The organism is Scytonema sp. PCC 10023, from assembly GCF_963920835.1.
GTDB lineage: Bacteria > Cyanobacteriota > Cyanobacteriia > Cyanobacteriales > Nostocaceae > Kalymmatonema.
This window is the reverse complement of sequence record NZ_CAWUDP010000091.1, coordinates 1-12,676: the sequence shown is the minus strand read 5'-3', so window position 1 is coordinate 12,676 and position 12,676 is coordinate 1. Positions and strand designations below refer to the sequence as shown.

At 43.8% G+C, this 12,676-nt stretch carries 12 protein-coding genes; 4 read left to right on the top strand and 8 right to left on the bottom strand.

The window, feature by feature from the left end:
* Nucleotides 1–42: 42 nt before the first annotated feature.
* The 3 genes from ACM0OZ_RS37205 to ACM0OZ_RS37195 form a co-directional block, all read right to left on the bottom strand.
* Nucleotides 43–900 (bottom strand): CHAT domain-containing protein, encoded by an 858-nt coding sequence (locus ACM0OZ_RS37205; protein ID WP_414587862.1) that lies wholly within the window; start codon nt 898–900, stop codon nt 43–45.
* A 341-nt stretch (nt 901–1,241) separates the two neighbouring features.
* Nucleotides 1,242–2,081 (bottom strand): M56 family metallopeptidase, encoded by an 840-nt coding sequence (locus ACM0OZ_RS37200; RefSeq protein ID WP_414587861.1) that lies wholly within the window; start codon nt 2,079–2,081, stop codon nt 1,242–1,244.
* Nucleotides 2,081–2,500: a BlaI/MecI/CopY family transcriptional regulator gene (locus ACM0OZ_RS37195; protein WP_414587860.1), complete on the bottom strand. Its 420-nt coding sequence runs from the start codon at nt 2,498–2,500 to the stop codon at nt 2,081–2,083. Before ACM0OZ_RS37195 ends, ACM0OZ_RS37200 begins: the two co-directional genes overlap by 1 nt.
* A 322-nt stretch (nt 2,501–2,822) precedes the next feature.
* Between ACM0OZ_RS37195 and ACM0OZ_RS37190 the strand changes: the two genes are divergently transcribed.
* Entirely contained in the window at nt 2,823–4,241 is a 1,419-nt protein-coding gene (locus ACM0OZ_RS37190) for a pyridoxal phosphate-dependent decarboxylase family protein (RefSeq protein ID WP_414587859.1), read from the top strand.
* A gap of 80 nt (nt 4,242–4,321) precedes the next feature.
* Nucleotides 4,322–5,062, top strand: coding sequence for a 2-phosphosulfolactate phosphatase family protein (locus ACM0OZ_RS37185; protein ID WP_414587858.1), 741 nt, complete (start codon nt 4,322–4,324; stop codon nt 5,060–5,062).
* A gap of 250 nt (nt 5,063–5,312) precedes the next feature.
* Here the strand turns inward: ACM0OZ_RS37185 and ACM0OZ_RS37180 are convergent, their stop codons facing one another.
* From ACM0OZ_RS37180 to ACM0OZ_RS37160, 5 genes are all read right to left on the bottom strand, one after another.
* Entirely contained in the window at nt 5,313–5,756 is a 444-nt protein-coding gene (locus tag ACM0OZ_RS37180) for a hypothetical protein (protein WP_414587857.1), read from the bottom strand.
* Between the two features lie 192 nt (nt 5,757–5,948).
* Nucleotides 5,949–6,086: a ribbon-helix-helix protein, CopG family gene (locus ACM0OZ_RS37175; RefSeq protein WP_414587855.1), complete on the bottom strand. Its 138-nt coding sequence runs from the start codon at nt 6,084–6,086 to the stop codon at nt 5,949–5,951.
* 736 nt (nt 6,087–6,822) lie between these two features.
* Complete coding sequence (locus ACM0OZ_RS37170) at nt 6,823–8,079, bottom strand: NAD(P)/FAD-dependent oxidoreductase (RefSeq protein WP_414587854.1); 1,257 nt, start codon at nt 8,077–8,079, stop codon at nt 6,823–6,825.
* A 244-nt stretch (nt 8,080–8,323) separates the two neighbouring features.
* A complete protein-coding gene (locus tag ACM0OZ_RS37165) occupies nt 8,324–9,421 on the bottom strand; it encodes a PIN domain-containing protein (protein WP_414587853.1) in 1,098 nt (365 codons plus the stop codon).
* 245 nt (nt 9,422–9,666) lie between these two features.
* Nucleotides 9,667–10,338: a DUF533 domain-containing protein gene (locus tag ACM0OZ_RS37160; RefSeq protein WP_414587852.1), complete on the bottom strand. Its 672-nt coding sequence runs from the start codon at nt 10,336–10,338 to the stop codon at nt 9,667–9,669.
* A 208-nt stretch (nt 10,339–10,546) separates the two neighbouring features.
* Between ACM0OZ_RS37160 and ACM0OZ_RS37155 the strand changes: the two genes are divergently transcribed.
* Both ACM0OZ_RS37155 and ACM0OZ_RS37150 read left to right on the top strand, forming a co-directional pair.
* Nucleotides 10,547–10,990, top strand: coding sequence for a hypothetical protein (locus ACM0OZ_RS37155; RefSeq protein WP_414587851.1), 444 nt, complete (start codon nt 10,547–10,549; stop codon nt 10,988–10,990).
* Between the two features lie 48 nt (nt 10,991–11,038).
* Nucleotides 11,039–12,676: tetratricopeptide repeat protein (locus ACM0OZ_RS37150; protein WP_414587888.1), on the top strand; the 1,638-nt coding region annotated here is incomplete at its 3' end.

Sequence of the window (12,676 nt, the reverse complement as noted above, 5' to 3'; positions counted from 1 at the left end):
TTTAATAAATAGCTATTACTGTCCGTCAGGTTTAATTTATGTTTACTGAAGTTTAGTGTTTATAATTTCAAGCTGCTCATCGAGACGCTTGCATTCTAATTGAGTCCGTTCAATCTGTTTTTCCAATTTAAAGCAAACTGCTTCATCTGTCTCAATCGCCAGAGTATTTCTCAAACGTCGTAGCTTTTCATTAAACAAGTCGTACTGCTGTTGCAACCCCTCACGCTCTTTTTCTAACTGACGACGTTGCCAGCTATCCAATCTATTATATTTGGGAGTTTCATTTTTAGCAGAAGCAGATAATTTAGGGCTTTTCTTCAACACTGGGGTAAAATGTTCCTGAATTCCTGCCATACGGATAGAACTACACCCCCACTTGTAAGCAAACTCAAAGTCACGTCCTCCACCTAAAGCATCGTAAAAGCCAAAAGCAAATTCGAGAGCAGCACTATCCCCGATAGCCTGATTCATACCAATTACGTAGGAAATATGTTGAGCAATTGCTTCTGCCTGAATCTCCGAGTAACAGGCGTTCAAAATTACACACTCTATCTCCGAGGCAACTAGTTCAAACAAACCTGCTAATGATTCAGCATCAACAAACTTAGTTTTTCCAACTTCATCCTCAAAAACAAGACCATCTTCCCCGCTACCATGTCCCGAAAAGTGAACTATTAGAGGATTCACCTCTAAAATCGCACTTTGAACATCCCTTGGACGAACTGCCCAGCGTTGCACTAAAGTAAAGCGATCGCGGTGTTGCGATCGCCGCACAGTTTCACTTATGTCACGCACTTCCTGATCCAATCGTAGGGACGTTGTACTTTTAGGATTTGCTGCCAGGATCAAAATGGTTTTAGTCGGGGCACCAATAATACTCATAATGGAAACTTGAGGCATTTTTTGCTCAAACTACAACCGCAAAAATAAATTTATTATCTAATAGCTTAAAGTATGTTTAGTTCCCTGAAGTGCTTGTGTTGGGGTAGGGTGCTAACGGTAAACGCGATCGCCTACTCAACTTGAATACCTGAGTACCCAAATGTTCATACAGCCTAATTAAATGTGTACCTAGGTAGCGGTATGATGCTTCCATCTCTAGTGAGGGAAGATTATGCTGATCATTACAACGCAGAAACGTAGAAGCGAAATAGAGTCTAACTTGGAAAGTGGACATTTTTTAGTAAACAAAAGAGTGCGTTCAGGAAGTCACGCACTCTACTTAAGATAAAAACAAGGAATTAGGTATGAAATATAACAGTCACCAGAGGCAGAAACGCTAAGAGAAAACCATTCCAAGACTGTAATTGAACTTCTGGAATTGGTTCTGGCTGTGCTAACAATGCTTCTATCCTCTGTTCTAAACGCTCTACACCGCTAGAACCCAAAGCCGCACAGAAAATTTCTGAGGATACAGGCGGACTACTAACTACCAACAAAAGTGATTCTGCCAGCAGCAGGGGATCTACTTGTGAAGCTGCGTGTGCGTCGGCTCGTAGTTCGCGCAAGATTAACAACTCTTGCCACAAAGCTTCTGTATTTGGCAACCAAGCAGTGCAGGAACGCACCCAACCCAACCAGAAAAACCAGAATGTGTCTCGGTAATGGTAATGCCCTTGTTCGTGGGCTATGACAGTTTCCAATTGTTCTAATGAAAGAGTTTGCAGCAGTCCCTGGCTAAGGACAAGTTCGGGTTGCCAAAATCCAATTTGACCTGCAAACAGCGCCCCTGTGTCCAAAAGCCGGGCTTGTTTTCCTGCAAGATTAACTAAGGGACAGTTGCGGGTAGATTCCACAGACTGCCATCCTCCCCAGGCAAGTTTTATGCACAAAACGGCAAAAAAAGCAAGAGAACTTAATGCGAGTACATAGCTAAACCAACCTGTGTGCAACCCGCTCATTTTACCTTGGGGTCCCATGCATATAAGGGCGATCGCCGTCATGAAAATGAGCAACGGGGGAAACAGAAATAAAAATAGCGTTGTTTGCCATCGCTGACTCCAAGAACCTTGAGGTGGTGTCCATTGGCATCTTGTCCAGTAAGCAATGAAGAAAGCAGCCACAATCATGATGAGATGCATTATTTTTCCTCCCTGGCTTGGCGTGCGGCTTGAATGCGTTTGGCGATCGCTTGTATTTGCTCGGAAGCAGTTTCATCGAGACTATCTGCAAAAGCAGCGATGACATCGGGATTACCCACCGCCAGAAATCGCTGCAAGTGTTCGTGTGCTCTGATGACGTCTGCTTGCTGCTTTGTCACTAATGGTCGCCAATAGTATGCTCGCCCTTTTGTATTACAAGCTAGCCAACCTTTGTCGGTAAGGCGACGCAGCACGGTGGTCACAGATGTATAAGCGAGTTCGCGGTTGGGGTCAGTGAGAATGCGATCATGTACATCCTTCACTGTAGCCGAACCCAGTTCCCAAAGGATATTCAAAATTTCTGCTTCCAACGGACCTACAGACAATTGTTTAGGACGATAGTTAGGTAAAGGTGCCATATCAACTTAGAATAGGGGGTTATGAGTTGTACATATGCGTTGTGTAGCCTCAGTTTGGTAGTGCAGCGAGTGAACGCCAAACACAGCTTTTTCAAGTCTGTTCTTTTCTCAGATTACACGTTGATTGAAAATTACTGTGTTAATAAAAGAAATATTGAATAACTTAAAGACGTGCCATAAGACGTGACGCCAGTCGCTGTGAGTTCGGGAAACCCTCCAAAGGGCGCTGGCTCGCCATGGCAGGTCTCTACATTGTTTTTCGCAGATGTCTAATCTAGTAGACAATTGATTTGGAAGTTTTGCAATTTTGTTGAGGATTGCTGTGACGCCAGAGGAATTTCGCCGTATAGGTCATCAGTTAATCGATTGGATCGCTGACTATCGCTCCTCAATCGATGAGTTTCCTGTCATGTCTCAAGCCGAACCTGGTTCAATCCGCGCTTCCTTTCCGGTTACACCCCCAGAGGTCGGTGAATCGCTTGATGCAAGTTTCATCAACGACCTTGATCGCATTATTTTACCAGGCATAACTCACTGGAACCATCCGAGCTTTTTTGCGTACTTCCCGTCGAATGCCAGCCTTAGCGCAGTTCTGGGCGACCTCTTGAGTACTGGTTTGGGCGCACAGGGGATGCTCTGGCAAACAAGCCCCGCTGCAACTGAACTTGAAGAAGTCGTCGTTGACTGGTTGCGGCAACTTGTGGGCTTGAGCGAGAATTTTGTCGGGGTAATTCACGATACTGCTTCTACTGCAAACTTGGTGGCGCTGTTGTGCGCCAGAGAGCGGAGTACGAACTATTCCCAGAGTCAAGGCGGTTTGCAAGCAGAACAAGCCCCCCTGACTGTATACACCTCCAGCGAGTCTCACGGCTCGGTGGAGAAAGCTGCGTTGCTGGCTGGGTTTGGTCGGGTGAATGTGCGGGCAATTGAAACGGACGACGAACACGCGATGGATGCGATCGCGCTTGAGCGGGCAATCAATTTTGATATTGAGCGCGGATTGCGCCCTTGTGCTGTTGTCGCCACGATTGGTACTACTCCCACCAGCGCCCTTGATCCACTTCACAAGATAGCTCAGATTGCGCGATCGCACAACTTGTGGTTGCATGTAGACGCAGCCCTTGCAGGTGCAGCGATGATTTTACCAGAATGCCGTTCTATGTGGGCAGGTATCGAGTATGCAGACTCGCTGGTGTGGAACCCGCACAAGTGGCTGGGTGCAGCGTGCGACTGTTCGCTGTACTACGTGCGTGACCCCGAACACCTGATCCGTGTGATGTCTACGAACGCCAGTTACCTCCAGACGGCTGCTGACGGTCAGGTGAAGAACTTCCGCGACTGGGGCATCCCTCTCGGGAGGAGATTTCGCGCCTTGAAGCTGTGGCTGCTTATTCGTTCTTCTGGTGCCGAGGGGTTGCGCGATCGCTTGCGCCGGGACCTCAAGAACGCACAATGGTTGCGCGAGCAGGTGGACTCCACCCCGAACTGGGAACGTGTCGCGCCTGTGCCGCTTCAAACTGTGTGTGTGCGTCACGTCCCACCTGGTATGACTCCTGACGAGGTAGACGCTCACACCCTTGATTGGGTTTCGCGAATAAATCGTTCTGGCAAGGCTTTCTTAACACCAGCAAAACTCAAAGGTCGCTGGATGGTGCGTGTATCCATCGGGGCTGAACCCACCGAAGACCATCATGTCGAAGCGCTTTGGCTACTTATGCAGCGCGAAGCAGAGTGCCAGTAGATACGATGGTTGGTGACGCTAACTGGTTAAAATGTTATCTCGTGAGTATTAAATACTATTAAATCAGGTGAATCCAGCGCGTGAAGCTATTCGTTTACCACACTCCGGAATTGACTCCAACAGATAAAGTGCCAGATTGCGCGATCGCAGTCGATGTGCTACGAGCTACTACAACAATGGCGACAGTCTTAGCAGCTGGCGGCGAAGCTGTCCAAGTCTTTAGTGATTTGGATAAACTCATGGAAGTCAGCGAAAAATGGTCTGCTGAAAAACGCCTGCGAGCTGGAGAACGCGGCGGTGCAAAAGTTTCTGGCTTTGAATTGGGGAATTCTCCTCTCGACTGTACGCCAGAACTCGTACAGGGGCGGCGCTTGTTTATTAGTACCACCAATGGCACTCGTGCTTTACAAAGAATACAATACGCCAAAGCTGTACTAGCTGGGGCTTTTGTCAACCGTGCTGCAGTGGTGCAATATCTGTTGCAAAAGCAACCAGAAACAATTTGGTTAGTTGGTTCAGGTTGGGAAGGCAGTTTTTCTTTAGAAGATACGGCTTGTGCAGGTGCTATAGCGTATAGTGTTGTGCAGCAAACCAACTTCCCACTAGAGGAACTAGCGGGTAATGATGAAGTTATAGATGCGATCGCTCTTTACTCGCAATGGCAAGACAACCTATTGGGACTTTTCCATCTTGCCAGTCATGGCAAACGTCTACTGCGCCTGAACTGTCATGAAGACCTGAAATATTGTTCTCAAACTGATATTTTAGATGTCTTGCCCATACAGCAAGAACCAGGAGTGTTAAAAAATTATAATCAATAAAATTGATTAAAGTGAGTGGGGCTGGTGACAGTCTCGCTCTCGTTTAATCAAAGCATCTCCAACAGCTTAGGCAGTCAAGCGTGTACTTTGCGTGGCTGTAGAACACAACTTACGGCTTGAATCAAACATATGCGCTCTTAAATAAATTGATTAGGACTTACGCAAAATTATGAAAAAACGAACCGCAAAGGACGCAAAGGACACGAAGAAATAAGAGTTTCACGACTAGTTCTTGCGTAAGTCCTATTGATTAGGAGTGTGGTAAAGGCGGCACTGTGAATCCAAGCATCACGTACGATTTGCCGTTAAACTCAAAGTCTGTGAGCAACTCCATACCAAGTTTTTGAGTATGCGCCCGTAATGAGCGCGGATTGTCCTTTGCCACAAAAGCAACGCCAGCATTGAATCGTGTTGCTATTTGAGCTAGAAGTGCTTGAAACAAACCTTGTAAGACACCAGTCCCACGGTAAGCAGTCGCAATACACACCGGACCATACAAAAAGGAATGATAATTGCTCAAAGGCTGCCCCTGAAATAAGGTTTCCTGATACAAGCTCATCATATGTTTGAGCAACGGAAACTGCACAGAGTATTCTTGAGTTGTTCCGCAAACATATCCAACCACTAACTTCTCCTGCACAGCGACAATGACTGCCAAGTCTTCGTTTATTGCTGCAAGCTGAGAATCGTCCATATCAATTGATACAAAGCCATTCTGCCGCGACTGTTCAGACAAGTTGGAAAAGAGATTCTTTCTATCAAAGCATAGTGGGAGGATAAGAACCCCTGTTCGCGTAGCGTCCCGAAGGGAAGATGTAGTTTGACGCACGGAGGAAAACTGCATCTGTGTTTTTAAGGGGGGGATAAAATCCGACTTCTTCGGACTTTAGTCCTTTGTTTCTTTTTCAATGTATAGCCTTACGGCTTCTCTGATTAACTCATTCATTGACCTCTCTTTTCGTTTACTTAGTTTTACTAATTCTTCATACTCTTGTTTAGAAAATCTTGCACTAAATCTACTCATAACATCATCGATATGTTATATTGATGTCATGGTAGCACAAGGATGAAAAACTCCAAAAAAACAAACGTGATGCCATACCTACCCTCACAATTGAAGATATGGGGTTGTGTTGAAAAGTCTTTTCAGAGCCATCAACACGTAAAATCTTCAAGGTTGGAAGGAAGGAAAGTGCCGCACAGCCCTGAGCTTGTCGAAGGGTCGAGGCGCTTCGGGCTGTCTTACCCTCGTCAACGTGTTTTACAAAAACACGAGACAACGTTACTCCGTGCGGCTTTTAGCCCAGGTCGTAACAACAGTCTAGAATCCTGGTTTTTCAAAGCCAGGAGAGTTCAAGCAGAACGAGAATGTCACCCCTTCGGGAAATTCAAAATTCAAAATTCGCTCGTTCAAACATTTTGAACCCCACGGATGAATCCGGGGGCTTCGATATAATGTTGCAAAGCATTTTTATCCCTCCATTAATAAAATCTTGGCGCAAGACCGTTACTCAAATTCAACTTAAATTAAAAATTCAAAGAATTTAAAATTTTTCAATTCAAAATTTCTTAATTATTTTTGAATTTTGAATTTTGAATTTTGAATTTGAGCGTGATTGCGCTCCGCGCACTGCCCTTTGGGCAATCGTGGGTCAGGATAATCAGCTGCTGATGCCCGTCTGAAAATGATGTCCGTCATGGTTATTGAGGTTAAGCTTACACGCTATCAAGCGAAAATGCGATTGAAGTGGCTCAAATAGTTAAGTTTTCTTGCCGCACATTGCTAACCCTGCTAAATATCCGGTTGTCCAAGCACTTTGGAAGTTAAAGCCGCCAGTGACACCATCGATATCCAAAATCTCTCCAGCAAAGTGAAGACCTGGAACTAACTTACTTTCCATTGTTTTAAAGTTGACTTCCTTGAGGGTAACACCGCCACAGGTGACAAATTCTTCCTTAAAAACTCCTTTGCCCTTGATTTGGTATTGTCCTTGGGTAAGTTCTTGCACCAACTGATTGAGTGTTTTATTGGATAATTCTGCCCAACGGTCTTCTGGAGTGATACCTGCACGAAAAATAATATACTGCCAGAGGCGGTGGGGTAAGTCAACGCCGCGATGCAATGCGATCGCCCGCTTCGCCCATTCATTTTTGACTGCTAACAATTTTTCCCGGACTTCTTCTGGCTTAAGATCGGGTAGCCAATTAATCAGTAAAGTTGCTTGATAATTGCTTGAATGCAACACTCTCGCAGCCCAAGCAGATAGTTTTAGCACAGCTGGACCACTGAAACCCCAATGGGTAATGAGCAATGGTCCGGTTTGCTCTAGTTGCGGCTTTCCTGATACGCTTAAGCGCAACCGCACAGAGTTGACACTCACACCAGCCAACTTCAAAACTTTTTCATCACGAATGTTGAAAGTAAATAAAGAGGGGACTGGTGGTTCAATTGTATGTCCCAACGCCTGAGCTATTTTATAACCTACAGGATTGCTACCCGTAGCAACGAGTAGGCGATCGCACTCCAAAGTTTCTCCCGACTTAAGAAGAATTTCAAACACAGTGCTGTGTTCAGAATCCTGCTTTTTAAGTATTGTCACTGAAGCAACAAATATCCCAGTACGTATTTCTACCCCAGTTGCTTTAGCTGTATTGATCAAACAGTTCACGATAGTTTCCGAATTATCAGTGATGGGAAACATCCTTCCATCAGCTTCGGTTTTCAGCGGTACTCCGTGAGCCGCAAACCAGGCTATTGTATCTTTAGCTTGAAAGCGAGTGAACGCACCTAGCAAAGCTTTCCCGCCTCTAGGATAATTTTGTACCAATTCTGATGGGTTAAAACAAGCTTGAGTAACATTGCAGCGTCCTCCGCCAGAAATACGGACTTTCGCCAGGACTTCACGACTGGCTTCGAGTATTGTAACTTTTGCGTGGGGGTTGGCTTCCGCTGCGGCGATCGCACCAAAAAAACCACCTGCGCCACCACCGACAACTATAACCCGTAGCGGTTTCACTTTTTTCCTTCTCCTCTCATTCCTTGGCGTCCTCCGTGTCCTTGGCGGTTCATTTTATAAAGAGGACTCCCATAGCTTATCTATTGTATTGCTAACTTAACGTGAGTTCTGGTGAACCTCTCCCACCCAACCTCCCTCTCCTACAAGGAGAGGGAGGAGCTAAGTAAAAATGGGATTTTTAAGCCTCTCCCCTTGTAGGGGAGAGGTTTGGAGAGGGGTCAAATCAGGATACATCGAACTCACGTTAACTTACTTTATGGTAGGGGTAAACATCTTTGATATTGGCATTGAAATACTTGCCATGTGATGGAGCACTCATTAAGCCTGCATAAACTGTAGCAGGAACGTCTTTATACTGATAGATTTCTCCCTTTTGAAACTCAATTTCCAGAACTTGATTTAACTCATCATATCCAACACTACGCAGATACTCTGACTCAACTGCTATTCGCTTATTAACTGTTTTCTGAAGTATAATCTCTCTAACTTCTTGAACAACTTCCGGCTGAACTGGTAACTCAAGAAACTTCTCAGCATAATCTAAAAATTGGTCGCTATGATACATATAAAATTGAAATTTATCGTTCCCAACTTCAGATATAATTTCTTGAATTAAATCAGGTCTTGGTTCCAGGGTTTCTCCCTTATACTTTAACCACCAATCTTCTTTATTATCATCTGTGACAAAGATGAGCGGTCTTTGTTGAGCTTTTGCATAATCTATTAATTGAAACCAAAGAATAACATCACCATAGCTTTTGGGAACAGGTTTATTAGCATCTTTGTATCCAGGGGGCTTGTGATACTGGAATCGTTTCTCAGCTTTTTGATAGTAAATATTTTCTAGTTCTTCTTCAGTGTAAGGCAGACCAACTTTACCCTCAAACAAATCAGATAGCTGTTCTCGTAGTTCGTCATATTCAAGATAATTCGGGTGATGGTCTTGACCTATCCTAATTTGAGATATCACTTTTTCTATGACTTGTTCAATATCTTCTAAAATTTCCTGAGTATTGATAAATGGATGCCGTTTGTATTCCTGAAAATCATTTCTTATGTCTTGAAGTTTTTCGTTTAAACTTTTCTCGATTCTTTCATATGCTTTCACATACCTTTCTATAACATAGACTCGATTCTTTTGGTACTCATAACCGACTTGATAAGGTATCCAAATTCTTTCTTGTAGCCGCGTCAGAATTTCAAAAAATCTGGCTCGCGTTTCTGGCGTATAACAGTAAATGTGTAATAAAACATTAGTATCAAAAGAAAAAATACAATTTTTCCAAATTTCAGATATTTCTTCAGCCGTCGGTTTATAATAGCCACGAAATAAATTTCGCATATCCAGTTTCTAAATTTACGATAATGGGAGTAGGCTGGAAAACATTCTTGCAAAGCAGAAAGTGCAAGGTCTTTTTTCTAGAATGTGGTTACAGCGTATTGATTCATCTATCTAGAGACTGACTTAGTTAAAATTTCAGTTTATCAAACTTCAGCTTGCTCAAAACCTTATTTTTACGTTGTGGCTAGTGCCCACCCGAAGGGTTTTGAGAATGGTGCTGTTGACCATTGACTTTTGACTCCTAACTAAATATAAGCTGAAATATCTTCACCGCAATCATCTGCTAGATAGGATAGGGCGCGAAAACGCAAACCCACAAGTTGTTCATAAAGTGGGTTGATTTTACACATCGGCGGGATGTGAACAATTTTCCGTCCAAAAAGGGTGACATCGCGCTCAAAGGGACATTGGGAAGGTATCATTTTGCACAAAAAGCGGGCTACTCTGGGATCGTGAATTTCCAGTTTGTCTAGCCAATCACGCATGGGGCGCAGTGCATCAACTTGGCGCTTTGTGAGAGGGACGGAAGGAGTCTGTAGTTGCTGTGGGTGTTCTATAGTGTGGCGCAGCGCTTTGAGTAATTCCTCTGGCTGTTCTAAGGCTGTGCACAATTGATGCAAAAGGTTGTCTTCACTAGAAGAATAAGTACCATCGGCGATCGCTACCATCACCGCTGTTCTTAAAAAATTTTCCGCTGCTGTTGTATTTTTACCCAACACCGCAGCTAATTCTTCTGGTTCAATTGGCTCTAATGACTCAAACTTGATATTCGGTGCCAATTCTTTGTCAGTGATGCTAGCAATTAATTGCTGTTCTTGCGCATCAAAGTTACCATCCGCCCAAGCAATAGCCAGTAATCCCCGCAGCCAAGCTGCAATTTGTTCGTTGCTATAAGGAGATTTAACAGCACCTTTCATAAACCCAAGTTTTAAGCTACCTTACTTTGATACTAAGCTTATCATTCGTAGTCAGGGCTGAAGCCCTTAACTTCAACGGACACGCCTTCAGACTGAAAGTCTGGGGCTAAAAATTTATTAGCAAAAATGTGGAAAATCGGAACGTTCTTCTGTTTAAAAACGTGTAATAGTATATGAAAATCAACCCGCGTCTAAGGGATTTACAGGTATGACTGACCCCGTAACAACCTTAACAGCTTTTGTGATCGCTAAATTCGCTTTCAAAAAGTTTTTCGAGTCCGGTGTCGGTAAGCTGGGGGAAAAGTTCACCGAAACAGCGCTTACCAAGATGGATGAACTGCGCCAGAAGATTTGGGATAAGTTACGCGGGAACCCTAGAGCCGAAAAAGCTTTACAGGAAACAGAAAAAGGCTCGGAGGAAGATTTGCAGCGACTGGCGATATATTTAGAAGATGAAATGAAAGATGATCCCGAATTTGCTGCGGAAATTCGAGCCATTGCTCATGAAATCAATATTAACCGGGTTCAAGATAATAGCAGCCAAACTCAGAATATTTACGGTGGTAAAGGTTATCAAACTAAAATGGGTGATAACAATACCAATCAGTTTGGGGATACCCATAACTATTATGGTACTCCGCCACAACCTTGACTAGAGTCGTCCGGAGGGGAACGGACAAAGAGAAATCCCGTTAGTTCTATTATCAACGAATTACCCCCTGAAACCCAGAATTGGCACGGGCGCATAGATGAACTTGCCCAAATGCAAGAATGGTTGCAAGCGGATAACGTGCGTTTAATTGGCATTACGGGGGCTGGTGGTTATGGCAAATCTTCCCTGGTTGCAAAAGTCTATGCAACTGCACAAAGCTTTGAAAAGAAAGTTTGGGCAAACTTTAGCCAAAATTACCCCTTTGCGCTTTGGGGACGCTGGTTATTGGAAAAGTTAGGCAAAGCAACACCTGAAAAAGAAGCAGATTTATTAACTGCCGTTTGTAATAATTTGCGAACAGGGCGCTATTTGCTGGTATTGGATAATTTAGAAACTCTGCTAGAAGCAAACGGAGAATGGCATGATAAAACTTACTATGACTTCTTGCTGCGGTGGTTGAGTAGCCACACTGAAAGTGTAATTTTAGTAACTAGCCGCGAACAACCTCAATTACCGCCCAATACCCTGAATTACTGCCGTTGGTTGCCATTGAAAGGACTTTCAACCGATGCTGGGGTAGCACTGCTAGAAGATTTAGATATTCAAGGTGCTGATCCAGAAATAAGAGAATTTGTCAAGCAAGCGGATGGACATCCTTTATTAATCAAGCTGGTGGCTGGAGTGTTGCACGCTGATGAAGGGGATGTGGTTGATATCAGCGCTTTGAGACAAAATATCTTTGAAATTCTGGGGTTACATCGATACGACTCACAAGCGAGTATTGGTAAGATTCTTGATGCCAGTATTGCCCGGTTAACGCCAAAGTTAGAACAACTATTATTTAACTTAAGCGTATATCGTCCCGCTTTTAACGCCACAGCCGCAGCCGCACTTTTACCAGAAGAAGAAGTGACACAAGCGGATTTGCGGGGATTGGTTAAACGTTCGCTATTACAAGAAAACAAACTAGAAAGCGGTTGGGTATTTGAGTTTCAGCCGTTAATTTTGGCTTATCTGAAACAGCAAGCGGGTGATTTAAGCAAAGTACATGAAAGAGCGATCGCCTACTATCAATCTATCGCTCAAGAATCTGGATGGACGATAGAAGATATCACAGCAGAACTAGAAATTTTTCATCACCACTGCGAACTCAAGCAGTATCGACAAGCCTATAACATTCTTTATTCTTGCTACAATTTTTTGGATTTGAGAGGATATTACACTACCATTATTGAACTATCTAGCCGACTGGAAAAGGAATGGCAACCCAGTAATCAAGATGAAAATAGGAAATTTGCAGGTGTTCTCACATCTTTGGGCAGTACTTACAAGTCCTTGGGACAATATCAACAGGCGATTGATTACCATCAACAGTCACTTGCTATTTTTCGTGAGATAGGCGATCGCACAGGTGAAGGTGGCTCACTATGCAATCTAGGAAATGCTTACAGTGACTTAGGACAATACCAACAGGCTATTGATTACTATCAGCAAGCATTGATAGTTTTAGGAGAAACTGGTCATCATGAATTTCTAACCAATTCTCTACACGGTTTGGGTAATACTTACCGTTCCTTGGGACAATATCAACAGGCAATTGACTACCATCAGCAGTCACTTGCTATTTATCTTGAGATAGGTGATCGCAAAAGTGAAGCTGCTTCTCTAACTAGTTTGGGTAGTACT